Raw genomic sequence first — 20,653 nt, forward strand, 5'->3', positions numbered from 1 at the left:
GTCATCTTCCAGCGAGGACCTTCCTACCCAACAGCTTCGTAAGCAAGGCCATGGCAGAGGGTTGGCGAACGATCGGCTGCAGGCCTGCTTTCGGATGGGAGCGCGGTATCAGATGGATCTGATCTCCCATGGACCAACCATCGCCTTCCCGAACGTCTGCGCGCCCGGGCGAAATCGTCTCTTTGACGATCTCGTTCGAGAGCGCAATATCGGAAAGCTCGCGCTTATCGGCAGCAGCGGCCTGTATCAACGCGTCTATGTCGTAAACTTGCTGCGCTTCTTCAAATAACTGCTCGATGCCCATTCGACCTGACCCCAGGAAATTTCAACCCAGAGGCAGCGGTATCAGGCTGCAAATTGCACGTAAATCTTGCGACGCTCCAAGGCTCGAGAGAAAGTCCGATTAAGGTCAACCGGTAAGGTTAAAGACCCACTGCGCTCATCGCCGCCGATCGGCAATTGCTGGTGCGCTCCTTGAGGTCAATGAAGAATAGAAAGGGCCGTAATGCCCGCCTCGTCTGCGGCCCGGATGATGGCCGCTCTGAGTTCATCGGCTTCGGCTTTGCCGGTCATCACGTCCAGGCAGGCTTTGACGGCAGACAGGAACTCCTCGCCATCGTCGGATGGCCATTCTCTCATCAGCGCGTTGGCAGCCTCCCCGACCGTTCGGACAATCAGATGTTTGTTCCCGTCCTTGAAGACGAGGATGACCGGATCGAACAATGCCGAAGTGTCCCATTTCATGACGCTTGGTTCCCGACGAACTAACACATCGGTAACCTTGCAAAAGTCATGCCGCTGCACGCCGGGGTTGGAAATTGCCGTTGGCCGCATGGCCGGATGAAAAAACGGCCGGCGAAGGCCGGCCGTCGTCTCAAATGCTGTAACTGCGCTCCTCAGACGAGCAGCGAGCTGTTCACCAGGATGTCGGCATTGTCGAAGAATGCCTTGTGCGCGCCGATGAAGGCGATGTCCTGGGCGGCATGGGCGGTGCCGGCGCCATCGGCGTCGTAGGAGAGAACGCCGGTCGCAGCATTGTAGATCAGCTCCGGGCCAGCCTTGGTGCCGGCTGCACCCCACTTGTTGACGATCTCGAAGGACGCGGCGTCGACCACGCCGTTATTGTCGAGGTCGAGGCCGGTAAAGGCGCTGCCGAGCGAGATCTTGTCGTTGGCGTCGAAATCCCAGATCGAATCCTTGTTGGCCGCACCCATTTCGTTGAAATGGAACGTATCGACGCCACCCTTGCCGTAAAGGCTGTCATTGCCTGCACCGCCGGCGATGACGTTGTTGCCGGCATTGCCGGTGATCGTGTTGGCAAGGCCGTTGCCGATGCCGTTGATGTTTGCGCTGCCGTTCATGCGCAGGTTTTCGACATAGGCATTGTTATTGAGATCGACGCTGACGGTCGCCCAGATCGTATCCGTGCCGCCGCCCGCGACCTCATCGACCACCCGGTCGCCGGCATTGTCGAAGACATAGCCATCGTCACCGGCCGAGCCATGGATCGTGTCTGCACCGCCGCGCCCATCGATCCAGTCATTGCCCGACGCGCCGTAGAACGTGTCCGCGGCCGCCGAACCGGTGATCGTCACACGCTCCACCGAGGTCAGCGAAACGGTCGAATGGTAGCCGTCGGCGCCGAGGATATCGTAGACGACCGCGTTGCCGTTCACCGTTGCGGTAACGGTTTGCGCAAGCGAGAAGTCGAGTGCAGCGTTGTCAGCGCCATCCTGACCATCAAAATATGCCGACTGGCCGTGGTCGAATGCCCATGGATCTTCTCCGCCTCCCAAGCCCTGCTTATACACCAGTGTATCGTCGCCGGTGCCGCCGAAGATCGAATTGCGCGAATGATCGCTGGTGACGAGGAACTTGTCGTCACCATCCCAACCAGAGAGATAGTTGTTCCCGGCGAAGCCATTGAGGGTGTTGTTGCCGTCGCTACCATAAATCCAATTGTCGAGTTCGTTGCCGTAGCCTGACGCATCACCCTCGTAAAGCCAGAGCTCTTCGATGTCGGCGCCGAGAGTGTAGGTCAAAAGCGTTGTCCTAACGCTATCGTGAAGACCAAATTTGCCCCCGAGTTCGATCACCTGATCGCCGACGTTGTCGACGAAATAGGTGTCCGACTCGCCTGCTCCAATCATTGTGTCGGCGCCGGCGCCGGGATTGATGAAGGCGGACATGCCCCAACTTATCTTGATGTAATCATTACCGGCACCCGTGAGGATGTTCGTCGTCTCCGCGTTCGCCACTTCGATGTGATTGTTGCCGTTGCCGCCGTAGATGCTGAGTTGATCGGCGATCAAGCCGTAGGCATTCAGCGGCGTATCGGACGATTGACCGTCAAAAAACGCCTGGTTCATGCCGATGTCGCCCCAGAAATAGAGCCGCCAGTCTCCCGATCCGAGAGTAAGTCCAAGCGAGGTATCGAAAGAACCTATGGCTAGGGAAGTATCGGTAGATCCGCCCGTAAACGTCGTCTCATCGATAAACTGACCGAAGGATTCATCGCCGGTCTGAGTAAAAACAATCGTTCCCATAAATAACCCCACAAAAAATCTGCGCACGCGGGATTTCTTCCACAGCCACAACCAGAAGTCAAAGCTCGAAGTAAGAAATTCTTAACGCTGTTGCTGCGCCGCAATATTTGAAAATATAGTCATATATAACATAGAAGTTGCTGCCCCGCCCTCCCCGGCAGGAAGGCGCGGCGATCCTTCTTGGAGTTCATAAGAAAACAGGAACGCGGCAACGCCTGCAGCACACGGAATCGCGGCGTGACGCCCTGACATTGCCGGCAAACCAACGCGGTTGAAGAACGGCAAAACTGTCACGGTTCATGGCAGCAGATAGCCAGCTCAATGGACGGCAAGATCGGCCGCCGAAAACTTGCCGCTGTCCTTGAATGTGCTCTTCAATCGGGCCAGCGGAGACTGGCGGTCTGACGGCCACCGGCAGGTTGCCGACAGGCTATTGCAAAACCCGCGACGGCATCCTCGGCTTTGTGCCGAGGATCTGCGTCCACCGATTAAATATCTGAAAACAAATGCTTTCTCCTCAAGAGAATTGCAACGGTCAGATGCTCGGCGCAAGGCCGAGCATGACGGATGAGATTTTGTCGACAAACTGGTTGGCGGCCTCACGACCCGCCAAGGACTTCAATACTCAATTGAATGCTGCAGCTGCGCGATCGTTTCGGCCAGCAGAATTTTTACTGCTTCCTTGACGTCCTCATTTGTCGTCTGAGGCTTTTCAAGTTTCGTCTGCGCCGCCACGAGCAAGGCAATTCTATCATCTACGTACTGAGGTCCGGGCTTGGAAGAATTGTTGCCCCTATGCATCATGTTCATAATTCGCCCCCTGCGAAAAAGAGTTTAATACGACGGATCATCTTTTCAATCGGAATGCATGTCCTGTCAATTCATGCAGCGCGGAGCGGTTAAATGTTAAGGTTATCAGAAATGTCAATTTTTATACATCCGGCACCAGCAGTGCCGGACAATAAAAACCATTAAAACAGAACCGGCACACTCCCCCGAGACGGCGTCGCTTCGCTGTCCGGAAATACACCCCTCTGGCGCAATAACCAGTAGTGGTAATTTTCCCGCGCGAGTCGAGAGCTCCAACGCGACTTTTTTTGGGTCTATCCCGAATAATGGAAATATCGATCGGCATCCCAAGCGAGACACACTACCGTAACATGTATTTCTCGAATACTCTCCGAACCTTCACGCAGTATTCGGGCCGGAGTGGCGGAAAAAGGGAAATAATCAAGCCAAAGTGCGGCGCTCAGGCTCGACTGCGAGCTTGCCAGATGGCTCGATCGTCTGATTTCCTGAAGAAGTTTCCCGTCTCCGCAGATAAGTGAAAGATTGTCATCGCATTCCGACAGAAGCAGATATTCCGTCGATAATAATGGTCCAATAAAACGCAGAAATGCGATAGAGCGTTGCCTATGCCAGACCTTTCGTGTACTTCGGCCGCCGGATGAGGATTGGGAGCGACGATTGCGATACCGGCAACTGGATGCGCTGCGAGGAGTCGCGGCCCTGACCGTGGTTTTCCATCACCTATTCATGGCCTTTCCCGGATCAGAGGCGCATGTGAGCGTTTTCGACCTGTCGAGCTGGGCTTTTTGGGAAACGTGGATGAAGTACACTCCGCTCCGAGCCTTTGTGAACGGGCGGCCCGCAGTTGTCCTCTTCTTCGTCCTCAGCGGGTTTGTTCTGGCGGCGAGCTTCGAGAAGCGGGCGCTCCCCTATCAGGATTATCTGATCCGGAGGTTTTGCAGGATCTATTTGCCGTTCGCCATAGCCATCGCCTTCGCGGTTTCCCTCTTCATGCTGTCGCCGCGCGGGCCGATAGCGGGCCTGACCGAATGGTTCAATGCGAGTTCATGGACCGCTGCGCCAAGTGTCGATGTTGTGGCCGGGCATCTGGCGATGACGGGACGAGAGGCGCATATCCAACTGAATAACGTCACGTGGAGCCTGATTCACGAACTGAGGATCTCCGCGCTTTTTCCGCTGATCGTTTTGTTGGCGGTATGGAACTGGCGGGTCACCCTTGCTGCGCTCGCATTGCTTTGGCTCGCCAGCGAGGCAGCGGGCGGTTTCGCCGAGGAGGGAAGCATCCTGGCGTCGATCCTCGATACCGGGGGTTACATTCTCTTCTTCGGTGTCGGCGCGATCTGCTTCTACAACAGGCAGAGGCTCGCCGCGGTCGCGGCCAAGCTACCGGTCTCGGCCATCTGCGTGGCGGCGCTCGTCGCGATGGCGATCCCAGCGGGTGCTCCGGCTTCCGAACTTCTCTACGGGCTGGCTTCGATAGCCTTGATCGGCGCGGCAATCGGCCATCAGAGGATCCAGCCGGTTTTTACCTCCTCTCCTCTTTTGTGGCTGGGCACAATTTCCTACAGCCTCTATCTCTTCCACCTCCCGATAATTCTGTTTGCCCTTCGTCACTGGTACGGGGCGGTCGACAACCGGTTGCTCGTGGCCGGGATCATGGCGACAAGCCTGATGACCGCTCAAATTGCGTACTGGCTGGTCGAGAAGCCATCGGACCAGCTCGGGCGCACCCTGTCCCGCCGGCATAGGCTCGCCTGACACGGCACCGCCCCCTCTCCCTGCTCGTCTAAAAGCTGACGACGACGCCTGACCGGGCATCGCTGCCCTGCCAGGTGTGGTTGTTTTCCATATGCCGCCACATCCCTCAGATCGCCATAATTACGGGATCATCTACCCCAGAGGGACTGAGGCGATGCATTGTGCCGATATCGGCCATGTCGGACGTATCGAAAATACTGCGATATCTACCGGACAATAACTCGCATGGTCCGCCGGCCAATTCTGCTTAGGATAAGGCTCGAATCAGGCGGAACGTTTTTGGAGACCCGTGAATGCCGACGATCACCGGAACCGATGGAAACGATACGCTGACCAGCGGCAATGCCGCCGAAGTCATCGTCGGCCTTGGGGGCGACGATGTCATCTACGGCAATGGCGGAAACGACATTATCGACGGCGGCGCCGGCTCCGACCAGCTCTATGGCGGCGCGGGTGACGACACGATCAAATCGTGGCGCCATGAAGGGCCTGACTATATCGACGGCGGCGACGGCATCGATACGCTGGCCCTGAAGCGCAGCTATGAATATGTTGTCGAGCAGATCGATATTTCCACGGCCCAAAAGATAGCCACGCCCCAGGACCTCGGCGAAGGAACCGTCATCGTCAACATGGAGCGCCTGAACATCACGGGCGGATATATGGGCGACCATTTCGTCGGCGGCGCGCTGGGCGACGAGATCCATGGCTGGAACGGCGACGATGCGCTGGAGGGCAACGGCGGCGACGATTACATCGACGGCGGCGCCGGCAATGACGTGCTGATCGGCGGATCGGGCCACAACACATTGATCGGCTACAGCGGCGACGACCAGTTCGTCTCCGCTGTCGATGCCGTCGACACCATCGATGGCGGAGCGGGCAACGACTCTCTTGTGCTGGATCGCCGCGCGGCGACCGTGGACCTGACATTGGACCTGTCGCTCCCGGCGACCACCGTCCAGGCGCTGGGCGACGGCACGACGATCAGCGGCATCGAGCAGATCCAGTTTCGTGGCGGCAGCGGCGCCGATACTGTCACCGGCGGCGCTGGTGACGATGTCTTTACCGGCGCAGGCGGCAATGACAGGTTCGATGGCGGCGCAGGCATCGACACGGCCAATTACGCCGGCTCCTTCGCCAAATATGCGATCGACCGGCTGCTCGGCACGGTCTCGAGCGCAGCCGAAGGCACCGACACGCTCGCGCATGTCGAGAAGCTGCACTTCCTCGACGGCATCTATGATTGGGAAACGGGCGTCTTCAAGCCGTTCAACAGCCCTCCCGTGTTGACGGCAGGTGCTGCGAGCAACGGCCTCGTCGAAGCCGGCCACAGCGGCGCCGGTGTCGATACCGCGAGCCTGCAGCTGACGGCAACCGATCCCGATGCGGGCGATACCATCTCCTACGTCACCGACGGCTGGAGCGATCTCGGCGGCGGGCAATGGAGCCTTTCCGGCATCTACGGCACGGCAATCCTGAACACGGCGAGCGGACAGGTGACCTACCTGCTGGACAATGACCGGCCGGCGACCCAGGCGCTGGCGGAAGGTGCCACTGTTGAGGACACGTTCGACCTGGCGATCCGGGACAGTCACGGGGCGAGCGCCATGCAGAGCATCGGATTCTCGATATCGGGAGCCGACGAGAGCATCGTCGGCGCGACGATCCATGGGACCGAAGGCAACGATTTCATCGTCCCGGGCGCGACCCTCGCCGGCCAGCCGCTCGTCACCATCAACGACGACACGATCTATGGCGCCGGCGGCAACGACTATATCGATGGCGGCGCCGGCGCCGACACGATGTTCGGCGGAAGCGGCAACGACACCTATTTCATCAACAATGCCGGCGACCGCGCTGTGGAAACGGCCGACGGCGGCACCGACACGATCCAGGCAACGATCAGCGTCGATCTCCACGACCACGCCTTCGTCGAAAACCTCCGTCTGAAGGAAGGCGCCGGCGCGATCGGCGGCACCGGCAACAGCCTTGCAAACCTCATCACCGGCAATGCCTCGGCCAATGCCATTGCCGGCGGCGCCGGTACCGACAGCCTCTATGGCAAGGGCGGCGCGGACACGTTCTATTTCAACGAAATGGGCGCCGCCAACAAGGATTCCATCTGGGATTTCGATGCCGACGACAAGATCAGGCTCGGCTCCGCCTTCGCCTCCCTCGACAGCAATCATGACGGTATCCTGGACGCGGACGCCTTCATGATCGCCTCCAAATACGGCGCGACAGCCACCGCCGATCACGCCCAGCTCATCTACAATTCCGCAAGCGGCAACCTCTCCTACGACGCCGATGGCACCGGCGGTCAGGCGGCGCAGGACATCGTCTTCCTCGGCGCTGGCAAGGCCTTCTTCGACCACGGCGACATCGTTCTGGTGTGAGATCGGCGGCAAAGCTGCCGGCCGTTGCCGCCGGCGACGGCTGCAGACTGTGACAGCCGTTATATCTTTCGACGGCAAGACCACGTAGGGAAGAGGGTGGACGCCGGTTCGGCGCCGCAAGTCCTTCCTGCTGGTTTGCAGCACGACTGAAGAAAACCTCGATCAGGTGCGAAAGCTTACCTGTGCCAAACCCTATGAGATCGCTGCACTACCTCCTGCTGATCTTCGTTGCGCCGCCCCTCATCGCGCTGGGACTGATTTTCCTCGTCATTTCCTGGTCCTGGAAAGAGCAGCCGGACCCGCGTCCGACAGGAACGGTCGGCGTGAAAAAAGGCGACAGGATCGGCACGCCGACCGAGCCGCATCCGCCTCGGTGATATCAAGAGTAAGATACGGCCGCACCGCGCGCCGGTCAGGACTTCCGCGCAATCGGCGGCAAGATGACCAAGGGATTGGCGGGATCATACCCCATCGCCGGCCTGCCCCCCTTGCCGGCTTTGCCGATCTCCAGCAATCCCGGCGCGAGATGCCCCTGCGGGCCGAAGAGATAGGCGCTTCCCGCGCAGAGATGGGCGAGCGCGCGATAGTCGAAATAGCGGAAGCTGCTGTCGGCCAGGAAGGCCGCCTCGTTATAGGCCTTGCCCTTGATCTCGGCAAAGCGGGTCGCGGTCATATAGGCGTAGAGCGCCTTCTTATCGAGCGAGGCGCCGCTGCAGAGCGTGGCGAGCGTATTGGCGAGCTTGACGACCCGCAATGTCTGCGCATCTGGATTGTCGAGCGGCTTCACCGCCTCTGCGAGGTAATGATTGGTCGCCGGATCGCCGGTCATCGACTTCTTCCAGAAAGCCGGCATTTCTTCGGCCGCAGCGATGCCCGCGCAAGCGATCGTCACGAGTGCCGCAAGCAGGCAGGATCTGAGATGACTGGCCAAAACATTCCCCCAACCGAGCGGCCTGGAGGGCCGTGCCCGCATTCACACGGGCAAAGGACGCTCCAACTCCTCGAATCCACATATCGGGCTTTCCGAAAATCGCTTCCGATCTCGGGCCGATGCCGCAGACTGGCAGAGATTCGCACCACAGCGCAAGATATTGACGCGTCTGTGAGCTGGGCGAAGGCCTAATGAGCGCGGCCGCCATCAGCCGCACTCTGCTGCGATCAGGACAATTGCCCGCGCCGGCCGAAGATCTGCCGCAGGCGCCCGTCCGGCCCGCCCTTTTCGGAACGGGAAAAAACATCCCGGATATGACGCGTATAATACCAACCCGGCGAGGCCGCCGTGATCAGGTTCTCATAGACCACCGGCGGCACATTGAAATACCGGCGCTTCCCCTTGAGACGGATCTCTATATCGAGGACGCCCGTCGAAGGATCGTAGGCGACGGATTTGACGAGTTTTGACGTAAGTTCCATCGTTATTCCCTATGCTGCATCGCACAAAGGAACCAAGTTCGCAAAAATAGTCAAGCATTTGTAAGGCCTCAGGACACTTTACCTCACATGATTTGCCTTACGTGAATGCTGTTATAGAACGAGCCGCCCGAGGCGGGTTGCCGCTCCGCAGCATTTCGGGCGGGCGTGCGGATTCCATAGGCTTCGACGACCCGCATAGGTTCGGTGACCTCGCCGGGCAGGAGAGACTTCCCCGCCTCAGATGAGTCCTTCACCGCCCGGACGCGCGGTGGCTGGATTCCTGTGACAAGCACAGGAATGAGGGAGAGAGGGTGCCGATAGCGTCGCTCCTCTCACCCCTCACCTACAACTTACACCCCTTCGACAGCGCCGCGCTCTCCATCGCCGACACTTTCCCCTTCGAGACGGCGACCTCGCCTTCCTTATCCCCACCCGCCACGCTGCCGATCGGAACGCCGACCAGGAATACGCCGAAGGCGTCGCCGTTGGCGGCGGAGATCTGCTGTTTGGAGAGGTCGTCGAGCTTCTTCTTTTCCGTGCTGTGCTCCTGCGCGATGCGCGCGCAGCTGAGATTGGTGTAGGCCTGCATAGGGATGTCGGCCTGCACGATGGCGTCGGGTCTTTTCGCGCAGGAGGTGAGTGCTGCGGCAAAAGCCACGCCGAGAATGAGTTTTTTCATGGATGCTCCCCAGTTAGCAGGAGATTCCTAGCATCGCCGCCCGCTTGGCGCGAGTAACGCGCAAGAACAACCACAGAAGAATTCCTGCACACGGCCAGCGTGGCCGGTATAGGTGCCCATGCCCTCCTCGCCCGCCGGCAGAGGAAAAACGATCAGCGAGCGCCCCAAGGGCGAATGACGCGATCGCGTCTCCGTCTAACCCTTTTGGATGAATTGCGAATCGGCCCCACCGCGAGGAAAGTGGATGCGCGGCGGTAGTAGGATTACAGGACCGAACCCGATGCGGGGGGCTTGCCGAGTATTGAGTGGAAGCCCTTCATTTGGGAGGGCGCCGCTTTAAAAGCAGCGAACGGACGATCGATACCTCCTTGCCGCCGAACCGGAACTCCACCGTTTCATGCCGCGATAGCGAACTCTCCCGACCATTGGACGCCTCCGCCGCGCGAGCCGCCCCGGCATCGGTGACGACGGTGCGGGCGCGGCGATCGACAAGGCCACGGCATTGCTGGAAATGTAGGCTGAGACAGACCGGAATCGTCTGATCCTGCTGAGCGCGGTTGGGCTCGCCACACATTACAGATGCGAGCCCTGTGCCTGCTCAGTCCGCCAAACGCGTTAGGCGGGTGTAATAATCACAGACGGCGTTCAGAGTCGCGTGAAAAGTGTGTGACATGGCTCGCCGCGTCGATTCGTCTCGATCAAGCGCTGCTCTCCACGCGAGTGCATCTTGGCGGAGGCGCGTGTCCAAGCCGTGGGGTCAGCCAACACTGTTTCAGCTGCAAGCATCCGCGTCAAAACGTGGGCGCGCTACCGATGCTCTGCGTCCAGCTATGCGGCCGGCGGCGCCTCCCCCCATTGTTTGCCGTATTCGACACCGGTGCGGTCGCAACAGGCAGGAAGGCGCCGCGGGTTACGGGGTTCTTTTTTCCAGCGCCTCTACGTCACTCGTCGTGAGGACCTGAGGAACGGCTCGCAAGTCGATGGTATGAGGCTCGTTGCCGGGTTGCCAGGAAAACATAATTGCGATCGGCCGCTGGTAGTGCCTCTTGAGGACCCTGGCTGCTTTCTCCTCGAAGCGTTTGCGCTGTTTTAGGCTGTCGGCAACATTCCGCTGCTCATAAATCATACCGGCTCCCCCTCCGCTCGCGATTGCCCCCGCGAAAAAGAGTTGAAAAGGGTGCGCCGGGTCAGGGACAGACACCCTTTTCGTGCTGATTCTGAAGGCATCAGCACGAAATTATGTAGCAGACTATATTTCGGCTTCCATCGGACCAAAGTCCGATGCGATGCGGCAAGCGCGCACGACCGCTCCGGCATCGGCCCGAAATTGATCTCCGGAAGGCTCGATTGCGTCGATTCAGAGAATTGGAGCGTTCTTTGTGCGGGCGAATGGACTACTTGCAGCCTCTCAGCCACTCAAACAAGCTTCTTCGCCTCTGTTGTCGTATGCTCGTGATACTTGTTCTCGCGCAGCGTCCCGAACAGCTTCAGGCTCTCCAGATGCTCGCGCTGCGCCCGGTAGAACGCGTTGAGGAACACCAGCTCCTGGCCGGGCTTCACCGGTTCCTCATAGCGAATCCTTCTGGTAATGGTGCGCACGATCTTGACGATCTCTTCGGTGTTCGGCTTCTTTGTTGTATCGCGCAGCACATCCTCCAGCGTCTGCAGCTCGTATTTGCCGTAGATATCGAGATGCTCGGGCAGGAAATCGAATGCCGGCTCGGAGGAAGTCTTCGCGGGAGGCGACAGTGCGAGATCGGAGAGCAGCACGGAGCGTGGATTGTCGACCACCAGTGTACCGGCGATCATGTCGCCGATGCGTTGCCGACGGCGGTTGGCGAGCGGAACGATCACCACCACCAGAAGCCAAACGGCCGTCAATACGCCTTCCAGCCCCGACTGTTCGCCGAGCGTGCCCAGAAGCCCCATCGGAGCGAAGATCTCCACCTCTTTCATCAGGTTGCGCGCGGTCACCTGATGCGGCGTCAGGCGCCGGCCATCGACGTTGATGACGCGGATGCCCGTTATCCGTTTTCCGAGCGTGCGCCCGTTCCAAATCAACTCGGATAGCACGTAATAGGGTGTCCGCAGCAGAAAGCCCATCAGAGTGATCAGGACCGTCATGGCGCTAAAGGGCAAGACCCCCGTGAAGACGACGGCAAGGGCGATGATCACGAAAAGGAGCGTCGTGAAGATGATATCAAGTATCTGCGCACCCAAACGGGCTCCGATCGAAGCGATCGCGAAACTGATCGGCACGCCCTCCGGCGGAATGAACTGCATGACGCGCTTGCCGTCTGTCATCGTCTGGTGCGGCTGCTTCATCGGGAAGCCTTGCCTTCGCGCCCTGCGAGCGTCAGCCATGCGACCCAGAAGACACCCATGCCCCAGCCGATGCCGATCCGCCAGACCGGCTCCTGGACGAGCTGGCGCAGGAAGCCTTCGATAAAGGCTGCCACGACCAGCATCAGGGCCGCGAGGATCGCGAGCTTGACGGCATCATGCCCCTGGTGACGCAGAGCCTCCTTGCGGGTTCGCGCGCCCGGAAGAAGAACGGCAAGCCCGAGCCCCGCCCCGCCGGCGCAGGCAATGGAGATCGCCGCAAGTTCGGTGACGCCGTGGATGGAAAGCCAGGCGAAGGCATCGTAGCTCAGTCCTTTCTGCCGGAACATCGCGAAGAAGGCGCCGAGCATCAGGCCATTGTAGAAAGTCAGAATAAAGCTCGGCACCGATGCGAAGACGCCGAGTGCAAAGATCAGCACGGCAATCCCCGTATTGTGGGAAAAGAGATAGGCCGAAAAAGCCGCGAGCCCGTCGCTCTCATGCCGTTCATTGCCGTAGATCGTCGAGCGCAGGTAATCGGCCGATGCATCCGGCGTGCGCTGGTCGGCAAGCTCTGCCGGCACGAACGTATAGAACCAGCTGGGATCGCTGCTGCAGAGCCTGTATCCGGCAAAAGCGCCGAGAACGAGCGCCAGGAAGCCGATGAAGAGAGGCAGGGCCGAGCGGCGCACCGCCTGCGGAATGCCCTTCAGCAGCAGGCGGGAGATCAGCCCGCCGAGGCTTTCCTGCGGCGCATAGACGACGAGATAGGCGCGCGCGCAGAGGCTTTCCAGATAGGCGATCAGCGCCCGATCAAGCGAAATATCGCGCGCGACGCTGAGCGAATTCATCGCCTGCCGATAGCCGGCCGCAAGGTCGCGCACCTCGTTATAGCTGAGTGCCGCAGCGCCGCCCTCCTCCGCTCGGCTCACCAGATGGTCCAGCTTGCGCCAATGCGCCTCGCGCTCCAGCCTGAAGCGAGCCGAGCGCAGGAGGTCGTTCTGCACCCCGCCGGTATGGAGTGCAGCGCCACTATCCATCCTGGGGTCGATGCGCAGATCCGTCATATCATCTCCCGGGATTTGATTTCGATGTAGCGGGCAATGAGATCCGATGTCAGCGCCTCGGGCGTGCTGTCGAGGCAGAGCACACCGAGACGCGAAAGCTTCTCCATCACGGCTCGCCGCTCCTGCACGATCTGCCGTGCCGCGACCGAGCGGGCGATGGCATCGAGCGTCGTCTCCTCCGGCTCCACCAGCTTTGCCAGGACAGGATCGCGCAAGGCGACGTAAACGATGAAATGGTGCCGCGCGAGCACCTGCATATTCTCGATCATCAGCTCCGCCGTGATGCTGTCCACGAAATCGGAGAATATCACGATCAGCGAGCGGCGCTTGAGACGGCCGGAAAGATGCGTCAGCCCCAGCGTATGATTGGTCTCCTGGGTCTCATAGGCGAGCTCGCCGCATATCGTCTGCAGGCGCGCAAACGCCGTACGCCCCGGCAAGGCAGGCTGGAAGAGGCGCGGACGGCTGTCGAAACTGTAGAAGCCGACGAGATCGCCCGCGAGCCCTCCCGCCCAGCACATGGCGAGCGCCGCATTGATGGCGCGGTCGAGCTTGGTGAAGCCGCCGACCTGTTCGGCCATCAGCCGCCCGGAATCGACGCAGAGGATGATCTGGTGGTTTTTCTCCGCCCGCATCTCGCGCACCACGAGATTGCGCATGCGCGCCGAGCGCTTCCAGTCGATGCTGCGCGGATCCATGCCGGCGGCAAATTCCCGCAGCTGATGGAATTCCGACCCCTCGCCGCGCAGCCGCAAATCCTTCTGGCCGGCTTCGAGCGGCAGGATCTGCGTCTTGATCGCGCCTGACAGCACCGGCGAGATATCTGGAATGACGGCGATCTCGCGCGCCACCGGCAGGCGTACGATCCTGTCGATAAGCCTGAGGCGCGACGGCCATTTCAGCCAGAGCTCACGAACCGAAAACTGCCCGCGCCGCGTCAGCTGCAGATCGAAGGATGCCTTCACCGGCCCGGACTCGGCGCGCTCCATGCGACGCTCGCCGATGACAAGCTCCGGCGCGGCATCAAGTCTGAGATCGATCCCCTCGGGCAGCTTGCCCTTCTGCCTGTTGATGACAACAGTGAAAGAGGCCCTGTGGCCGACAAAACCCTGCGGCGGCAGATCGACATCGACGGCCATCCGGCCCGACAGCGCCGTGAAGACGAGATCGCCCGCCGTAACAACCGCCAGCACCACCCACAGGAAGACGAGCGGCATGCTCATGTCGCGCCACCACACGCTGACGATGACCGTCAGCGCCGCCATGGCAAGAACAAGCGCGATCAGGTGCGAGGACGGCCGCATTTACCGGGGCGCATCCACGCGGTTCCGGAGGCTGCGCAGCACATCGTCAGGCGTGCGCCCGTCGATCTCTGCCGAAGGCGACATCACGATGCGATGGCGCAAGGCCGGTGTCAGCAGCGCCTGCACGTCATCAGGCAGGCCGTAGTCCCGACCCTCGAAGGCAGCCCGCACGCGCACGGCCGCGGCCAGAGCATCGGCAGCACGGGTCGATGCGCCATAGAGAATATCGGCATCGGAGCGCGTCGCGCGCACGAGATCGACGATATAGGTCAGGATCGACTTGTCGAGATGGATCGCATCGATGAGCGCCCGGCCAGCGGCAAGCGCCTCGCTGGTGACCAGCGGCCGGATGCCGGCTTTGCCTATATCTGATTTCAGCGCCTGATCGGCATGGCGCGACAGGATCGAGATCTCCGTCTCGCGATCAGGGAAGTCGACCACCAGCTTGAACAGGAAGCGGTCGAGCTGCGCCTCGGGCAGCGGATAGGTGCCCTGCTGCTCGATCGGGTTCTGCGTGGCGAGCACGAAGAAATCCGGCCCGAGCGGGTAATCGACGCCGTCAAGCGTCACCATCCGCTCGTTCATTGCCTGCAACAGTGCCGATTGCGTCTTCGGCGGCGCGCGGTTGATTTCGTCGGCGAGCAGGATGTCGGTAAAAATCGGCCCCTTGGTGAGGTGGAACTGGTTGGTCTGAAAGTTGAAGAGATTGACGCCGAGCACATCGCCCGGCATCAGGTCCGGCGTGAATTGGATGCGCCGGTAATCGAGCGCCATGGCGGCCGAAACCGAGCGCGCGAGCAGCGTCTTTGCCGTGCCGGGAGGCCCCTCGACGAGGCAGTGCCCGCCCGAGAATATCGAGATCAAGACGAGATCGATGATCGCATCCTGTCCCTGCACCACCTTGCCGATCTCGCCCCTGACAGCGGCGATGAGATTGCGAAATTCACCCAGATCCAAAGTCGACGCCCCCTAGCGATTTCCTGAATGTCTCGAGATTGCGGTGCAGATCCGCAGATTTCATCAAATGCCCACGGTCGATCAGCGCCTGGGCCGACGAATGCAGCGCCTGCGCCTCCACCTGATCGCGGCGTGCCAGGCGTTTGAACAGCCGGTCTATGCCCGCCTCGTTTCCGGCTCCGGGGCCGAAGAGCAGCTGCGCCTTGTCCGCAAGCAGATGGAGCACGAACTGCGATACCATCCGCCCGTCATTGCCCGACAGGCGAAGCAGCCTGGCGGTTGCTTCGATCGCCGCAGATTTCGACAGCTCGATATTCCCCGATGCGTCCTTCAGCGGCGGCCCGAACCGCCAGAACCCGCGCCAGAAGCAGATCGCCACGACAACGAAGAGCGTGCCCCAGATGACGGAGAGCGGATAGGCGAAGAAGCGCTTAAGATCGGAGCTGGAACGCTCATAGGTGCGCCCTTCGTCCACGGGTTTCCTGGCCTCCAGCGGCGCGCCTGCTGTATCCAGATAGACCGGCCGCCTCTCGTCGACACCACGCAATCGCTGGATCAGCGACACTGCAAAAGCTGCGTTCTCGGCGAGAGCCAATCCATGATTGTTCAATAGATCAGGGTCCGACAGCAGATAGACTTGATGATAGTTTTCGCATCGGACGATCAGCGCACCCGTCTGCGTGCCTGCGAGCTCCTTGCAGGCGCTCGGCAGGCTTGCCAAATCGAAAGTCTGCGCCTCATACAAACCGATCCGGGCCGGTTGCCCCCAACTCGTACCCGGATGCGCCTCGGCAAATCCTGGATCGTTCCGATTGAGACGTAAATCTGCAGGCGCGATCCTGCCCAATTCTTCCTGAACCTCTTCGAGAGGCAGCAAATCGGCCTGCCGCGCAATCCCATCCGTCAACAGACGACTGCGCCATTTCGGCATGATGATCAGCGTCGGAAGCCCATAGCGTCGTGATTCGCTTCCCCAACTTTCCGGGCCAGCACTCTTGACGTCCTTGTCTGTACCGGAAGCGGCAGCTTCGTCGTTCTCCAGCGGCAGGGAAAGAACGCGCATGGAGATTTCCGCCCGCGCCCTGACGAAATGCGGATCGGAGCGGATCACGGGAATGCCCTTGGCCTCCAGCCACACCTGCAGCCCCTTGGCTCCGAGCGGCGAGTGATCGAAATCGTTCTCTCGCGGCCGCGCAAAGAGTGCCAGCGCCGCAAGCCCGACCAGAACCAGCAGGACGAGAACGGGCGCGGCATTACGCATGGCCGAGCCTGCCTGCGGACAACAAGGCTCGCGCCGAATTGAGAAGCGTATCGAAATGCCCATCCTGCAGTGGGCGACCGCCATAATGAACGAGTTCCGCCTCGGCCAGCAGGTGTTCCAGCCGCTCGCGGTCGGGCATGGTTGCCGGCAAGCGAGCAAAAACCGCCCGCTCCGTATCCGAGCGGAAAAGCCGCGTTCCCGTCACATCGGCCGCGTGCAGCAGGCAGTGCCGCAGCAGGAGCACTAGCGCCTGCCGGCGATCCGCCATGGCGGCAATGCGCTGTAGGAAATCACCGGGCCTTTCCTCGGTCCCGGCATCCGAAGTACGCCAGCTTTCCGGCGCTTCCCCCTGCCGCTTTTTCACGTCGCGCGGCGCCGACGAGAGCAGCACGCCCCCATTGCCGAAAAACATTGCAAGGCCGATGATGACGACAAGGGCGACGAGCACCAGTACGACCGCAGCGGAACCGCCGACGGCAGGCTCCTGCAGAGAAAACGAACGATTCTCACGCGAAAGCGTCGCGTCCGGCACAGCCTTCCGCGTTTCGGAACCATCACCATAGATGAGCTTGCAGCGTACGCCATTAAGCGCGCATTGCGTGGCATATTCGCTGCTGACGGAGCTGGAAGGCCGGTCGCCCTTCCCGCCCTGCTGACTACTGCTCTCCTGCGCCAGCGCAGGGGAAAGTTGGGCCGAGGCGGCCAGTGACAGGGCCACCAGCAACCCGGCATGACGAATGGCTATGCGGCTCAGGCAAAGACCTCCGCTATCGCTTCGGGATGCAGCGGGTCCGGCCCGAACCTGTTCGGACCTTCCGTGCCACGAAGCACACTGATCACGAAAATCGTCAGGCCAGAAATGACATTAAGATAGGGAACGAAACCGGCGATAAACAGCGCTAGGTACCACCAACCTGAAATGTTCCGATCGTGGAAGCGGCGAACCTGGAGCCCCACCTGCGGCAAAAACATTGCCAGAATAAATATTCCGCCGACGATCGTGATGATAGCAACCGTCACCGCAGGTGCGTCACGGCTACCCGAGGGCGCCAAAATGCTGATGATAAAAATTGCCAGCAGCACCAGCCAATAGAAAAGCTGAAACCACCAGCATTCCGAGCGGGAGGCTCGGCCGGAGAAGGTTGCATATTTCTGCCTGGAAACCGTCCAAACAGCTTCGGTAAACCCCATTGAAATGCCCCCATTGCAGCTTGCTGAATGATTCAAACACTTTAATGACAAAACGTCGGTTAGATCTGAACCCGGCGTGCGGTTCCATCGGCTGTGAGCCGCCCGCCCTGACCGCCTATGATCCGCCTCTGCTCAAGGAAAAATAGAGCCAGGGTGGCCAGCAACGGCGCCACCGGCAGCCCGACATCACACTTTAGGCAAAGACTTCCGCTCTCACTTCCGGACGCAGCGGATCCGGCCCGAACTTGTTCGGGCCGACAGTGCCGGGAAGCACGCTGATCACGAAAATGGCGATGCTCGCGATAAAGCCGACATAGGGAATCAGCCCCAGGATAATCAGCGCGAGATACCACCAGCCGGACATGTTGCGGTCATGGAAGCGGCGGATCTGGACGGCGAGAAACGGAATAATCGTTCCGAGCACAAACAATCCGCCGATAGCGCCGATAGCAATAATCGTTGACGGAACCCCACCCTCGACTCCGCCGGAAGCGGTGGCGACCCCGATAGCCACAACCGCAAACGCAAACGCGACCAGGACATAGAATAGATAAAACCACCAATATTCCGAGCGGGAAGCCCGGCCGGAGAAGGTTGCATATTTCTCTCTCAGAACTGTACGAACAGCTTCAGTAAACCCCATTGAAATGCCCCCATTTCAGCTTGCCGCGCGTGCGGTGACGACTCACCATCATCTTGGAATGACAGTAGTATCCAATGAAAAACAGCTACAATTCAAACGCAGAAATTGCAATAAGCCGGATGGATCGGGCTCGCGATTTAAAAAAGATCATACGGGGAGTTGTAGCGGGGGGCGAAAAGGGTGCTCGAGATCAGGAAGAGACACCCTTTTCATGCTGATTCTGGAGGCATCAGCGAAACGAAAACTAGCGGGCGGATCGGCGTCTTCAATCGGACTAAAGTCCGACCTCCGGAAATAAAGAAAGCCCGCGTAGCCTCGTTCGACGGACAAATGAAGAAAGTGACCGCGGCGCCGATCACACGGCATTCGCTGCTGCGGCAGTGTTCCGGGGAGCGGAATCCGCCGCCTCATCGCCTGGCGCTATCAACGCCATATTGGATCGAGCGATCTGGCTCTCGTAATAAGCCAGCTTGTCGGCTGCAATCTTGAGCCCGACGATGTGACCCAATGCGACACCGACATGGGTTCGGGTTTCGCCGCTGTAAAATTCCAGGAATAGCGTCGACGTCTCCGTCTCATACGTCAGACGCCGGAATGCTTTCGCCCCGCTATCAGCATCAGTTTTTTTGTTCTTCGAGCTTCTGAGCCACCGAAACATTGTTGCTTTCCCGATTTTGACGCCGGATATTTGCAGTCCCTGACGGACGCGACATACAGCTAGCGGAGCGGCAACCGGCGTCAATCGGACCAAAGTCCGGCCCTCCCCCGTCTTCGACAGTTCTTTGACGGCGAGCGACCAGGCTGGAACGTGGGAACCCTCACACCGTCGAACGATCGTTTCAGGTGCGCCGTCTTGCCGGTAGCCGGGTCGCCTGATCTTCGTCGGCTTCACTGAGTTCGCCGCTATCGCGCAGTTCCGAGATTCCCAGCTGGACGACTTTGATCAAATCCGCCATCCGTTTGCCGTGGCTGTTCTGGTACTCTTCCAGGGTCGGCGTGCTGAGCGTGACATAGGTCAGTTCAGAGATGCGATTGTTCTTCACCGCTTTGGCGCCAAGAGCCCAAACCCGGTTGAACAATATTCGGTCTGCTTCTGTAATCGGCATGTCGATTCGCTAGCTGGTCGAGCCCGATATCGGACGGGAGGAGATTCGCTATTTGCTGCCGGTTTCCGGCTGCTGTATCTGGACGAACACCCTGGCCTGCGGATGAGTTCCCGGGTTGGATATCAGAAGCATGACTATCCCGGCCATCGCCAGCAGAATGGCGATGACGGGCATGGTGAAACTGCCGGTTTTCGGCTCCTGGTAGATCATCCTTCACTCCATCAGAAACCGGCGGCGCGAACGCCGCCGGAGCCGGCCGGTCAGGCCGTGATAATGTAGACGATCGTGTATTCGGTCGGATCCACGATCACGATCCGGCCATCGGCCAGAATGAAGAACCGATAGGATTCATACTGCGGCACGATCTTGACGATGCGCGGCGGAAGCGGCTCCAGCCGTATCTTCTTCGGAATTCTGGTGCCGACCGACACCGTGAAGTCGGTCTCGCGGACCGGCTCGACATGCACTTCCTTGACGACCTGACGGATCTCCGTCTGCTGTTCGACGGAAATATTGACGTTCGTCTTGTTTACGGTGGTGTTGTTGTTTTCAGTGTTGCTGTTGACGGTCGTGTCGTTGGTCTCGGCATTCGTCTTGCTGTTGGTCTGCGTATTGGTCGAGCTGCCTGATGTAGTGGCGTCCGTGCCCGACTTCTGGGTATCGGTCGTGGACTTTTGTGCGGCCGTGCCGGATTTCTGAGTGTCCGTGCCGGACTTCTGCGTGTCGGACGAGGCAGCGCCGCTGTCCTGGGTGCCGGATTTCTGGGTTTCCGTGGTCGTCGGCTTGGCCTTGGCGCCATCCGAAGTCCCCGCCGAAGTACCCGATTGCGTGGAACCGCCGTTTGCCGACCCCGACTTCATCTGCGTCTGGCTCGTGCCGTCCTTCGTGCCGGAGGTCGACCCGTCGGAACCCTGTGCCGGTTGCTGCGCCTCCTGGCCGCCTGTTGCAGCGCCGGAACCGGAAGAGTCGCCGCTCGTGGCGTCGCCGGCGCCGGGTTGCTGCTGCGTCTGGCCACCGGACTGCTCGGTCTGGGCAGCACCTTTCTTCTTGATGATTGGCGCTTCCTGCGCCGAGGCGGATAGAAGCGTAATGGGCGAAACGCCGATCGACAGGGCCGTCACCAGGACGGCTAGGGTCTTACTTTTCATGATAGACTCGCTTTTTTGAGGCCGCACGACGCCATCGCTGCAGACGTGC

The 20,653-nt window shown here is 60.0% G+C and carries 22 protein-coding genes; 3 read left to right on the forward strand and 19 right to left on the reverse strand.

What is annotated here, in order from left to right; translation table 11 throughout:
* Position 1 precedes the first annotated feature (1 nt).
* From FHT78_RS01725 to FHT78_RS01740, 4 genes are all read right to left on the reverse strand, one after another.
* Positions 2 to 304: a hypothetical protein gene (locus FHT78_RS01725; protein WP_183739681.1), complete on the reverse strand. Its 303-nt coding sequence runs from the start codon at positions 302 to 304 to the stop codon at positions 2 to 4.
* A gap of 176 nt (positions 305 to 480) precedes the next feature.
* A complete protein-coding gene (locus FHT78_RS01730; RefSeq protein ID WP_183739684.1) occupies positions 481 to 744 on the reverse strand; it encodes a DUF982 domain-containing protein in 264 nt (87 codons plus the stop codon).
* 152 nt (positions 745 to 896) lie between these two features.
* A complete protein-coding gene (locus FHT78_RS01735) occupies positions 897 to 2,546 on the reverse strand; it encodes a calcium-binding protein (RefSeq protein ID WP_183739687.1) in 1,650 nt (549 codons plus the stop codon).
* A gap of 618 nt (positions 2,547 to 3,164) precedes the next feature.
* On the reverse strand, positions 3,165 to 3,356 hold the full coding sequence (locus FHT78_RS01740; RefSeq protein ID WP_183739690.1) for a hypothetical protein: 192 nt from the start codon (positions 3,354 to 3,356) through the stop codon (positions 3,165 to 3,167).
* A gap of 657 nt (positions 3,357 to 4,013) precedes the next feature.
* Here FHT78_RS01740 and FHT78_RS01745 point away from each other — a divergent pair.
* From FHT78_RS01745 to FHT78_RS01755, 3 genes are all read left to right on the forward strand, one after another.
* Positions 4,014 to 5,114: an acyltransferase gene (locus tag FHT78_RS01745; RefSeq protein ID WP_183739693.1), complete on the forward strand. Its 1,101-nt coding sequence runs from the start codon at positions 4,014 to 4,016 to the stop codon at positions 5,112 to 5,114.
* Positions 5,115 to 5,407: 293 nt separating this feature from the next.
* Positions 5,408 to 7,513, forward strand: a complete 2,106-nt coding sequence (locus FHT78_RS01750) for a calcium-binding protein (protein ID WP_183739695.1) — start codon at positions 5,408 to 5,410, stop codon at positions 7,511 to 7,513.
* 194 nt (positions 7,514 to 7,707) lie between these two features.
* Positions 7,708 to 7,890: a hypothetical protein gene (locus FHT78_RS01755; RefSeq protein WP_183739698.1), complete on the forward strand. Its 183-nt coding sequence runs from the start codon at positions 7,708 to 7,710 to the stop codon at positions 7,888 to 7,890.
* A 35-nt stretch (positions 7,891 to 7,925) separates the two neighbouring features.
* Here FHT78_RS01755 and FHT78_RS01760 read toward each other — a convergent pair whose 3' ends face one another.
* The 15 genes from FHT78_RS01760 to FHT78_RS01835 form a co-directional block, all read right to left on the reverse strand.
* Positions 7,926 to 8,444: a hypothetical protein gene (locus FHT78_RS01760; protein WP_246715050.1), complete on the reverse strand. Its 519-nt coding sequence runs from the start codon at positions 8,442 to 8,444 to the stop codon at positions 7,926 to 7,928.
* Positions 8,445 to 8,671: 227 nt separating this feature from the next.
* Complete coding sequence (locus FHT78_RS01765) at positions 8,672 to 8,926, reverse strand: KTSC domain-containing protein (protein WP_183739704.1); 255 nt, start codon at positions 8,924 to 8,926, stop codon at positions 8,672 to 8,674.
* A gap of 343 nt (positions 8,927 to 9,269) precedes the next feature.
* Positions 9,270 to 9,605: a hypothetical protein gene (locus tag FHT78_RS01770; protein WP_183739707.1), complete on the reverse strand. Its 336-nt coding sequence runs from the start codon at positions 9,603 to 9,605 to the stop codon at positions 9,270 to 9,272.
* Positions 9,606 to 11,021: 1,416 nt separating this feature from the next.
* Positions 11,022 to 11,930 (reverse strand): RDD family protein, encoded by a 909-nt coding sequence (locus FHT78_RS01780; RefSeq protein WP_183739713.1) that lies wholly within the window; start codon positions 11,928 to 11,930, stop codon positions 11,022 to 11,024.
* Positions 11,927 to 12,994 (reverse strand): stage II sporulation protein M, encoded by a 1,068-nt coding sequence (locus tag FHT78_RS01785; protein WP_183739716.1) that lies wholly within the window; start codon positions 12,992 to 12,994, stop codon positions 11,927 to 11,929. Before FHT78_RS01785 ends, FHT78_RS01780 begins: the two co-directional genes overlap by 4 nt.
* Positions 12,991 to 14,298 (reverse strand): DUF58 domain-containing protein, encoded by a 1,308-nt coding sequence (locus tag FHT78_RS01790; RefSeq protein ID WP_183739719.1) that lies wholly within the window; start codon positions 14,296 to 14,298, stop codon positions 12,991 to 12,993. Before FHT78_RS01790 ends, FHT78_RS01785 begins: the two co-directional genes overlap by 4 nt.
* Positions 14,299 to 15,255 carry a MoxR family ATPase gene (locus FHT78_RS01795; protein WP_183739722.1) on the reverse strand — a complete coding sequence of 319 codons (957 nt, stop codon included), beginning with the start codon at positions 15,253 to 15,255 and terminating at the stop codon, positions 14,299 to 14,301.
* Positions 15,242 to 16,516, reverse strand: a complete 1,275-nt coding sequence (locus tag FHT78_RS01800) for a hypothetical protein (RefSeq protein ID WP_183739724.1) — start codon at positions 16,514 to 16,516, stop codon at positions 15,242 to 15,244. Before FHT78_RS01800 ends, FHT78_RS01795 begins: the two co-directional genes overlap by 14 nt.
* Positions 16,509 to 17,261 (reverse strand): hypothetical protein, encoded by a 753-nt coding sequence (locus tag FHT78_RS01805; RefSeq protein ID WP_183741797.1) that lies wholly within the window; start codon positions 17,259 to 17,261, stop codon positions 16,509 to 16,511. Before FHT78_RS01805 ends, FHT78_RS01800 begins: the two co-directional genes overlap by 8 nt.
* 5 nt (positions 17,262 to 17,266) lie before the next feature.
* Positions 17,267 to 17,707 (reverse strand): DUF805 domain-containing protein, encoded by a 441-nt coding sequence (locus FHT78_RS01810; protein ID WP_183739727.1) that lies wholly within the window; start codon positions 17,705 to 17,707, stop codon positions 17,267 to 17,269.
* 193 nt (positions 17,708 to 17,900) lie between these two features.
* Positions 17,901 to 18,350, reverse strand: coding sequence for a DUF805 domain-containing protein (locus FHT78_RS01815; protein WP_183739730.1), 450 nt, complete (start codon positions 18,348 to 18,350; stop codon positions 17,901 to 17,903).
* Positions 18,351 to 18,705: 355 nt separating this feature from the next.
* Positions 18,706 to 19,008: a KTSC domain-containing protein gene (locus FHT78_RS01820; protein WP_183739732.1), complete on the reverse strand. Its 303-nt coding sequence runs from the start codon at positions 19,006 to 19,008 to the stop codon at positions 18,706 to 18,708.
* 181 nt (positions 19,009 to 19,189) lie between these two features.
* Complete coding sequence (locus FHT78_RS01825; RefSeq protein ID WP_183739735.1) at positions 19,190 to 19,456, reverse strand: hypothetical protein; 267 nt, start codon at positions 19,454 to 19,456, stop codon at positions 19,190 to 19,192.
* A gap of 48 nt (positions 19,457 to 19,504) precedes the next feature.
* Entirely contained in the window at positions 19,505 to 19,666 is a 162-nt protein-coding gene (locus tag FHT78_RS01830) for a hypothetical protein (RefSeq protein ID WP_183739738.1), read from the reverse strand.
* A 50-nt stretch (positions 19,667 to 19,716) separates the two neighbouring features.
* Positions 19,717 to 20,604 carry a DUF1236 domain-containing protein gene (locus FHT78_RS01835; RefSeq protein ID WP_183739741.1) on the reverse strand — a complete coding sequence of 296 codons (888 nt, stop codon included), beginning with the start codon at positions 20,602 to 20,604 and terminating at the stop codon, positions 19,717 to 19,719.
* Positions 20,605 to 20,653 lie beyond the last annotated feature (49 nt).

The organism is Rhizobium sp. BK196 (genome assembly GCF_014193255.1).
GTDB lineage: Bacteria > Pseudomonadota > Alphaproteobacteria > Rhizobiales > Rhizobiaceae > Rhizobium.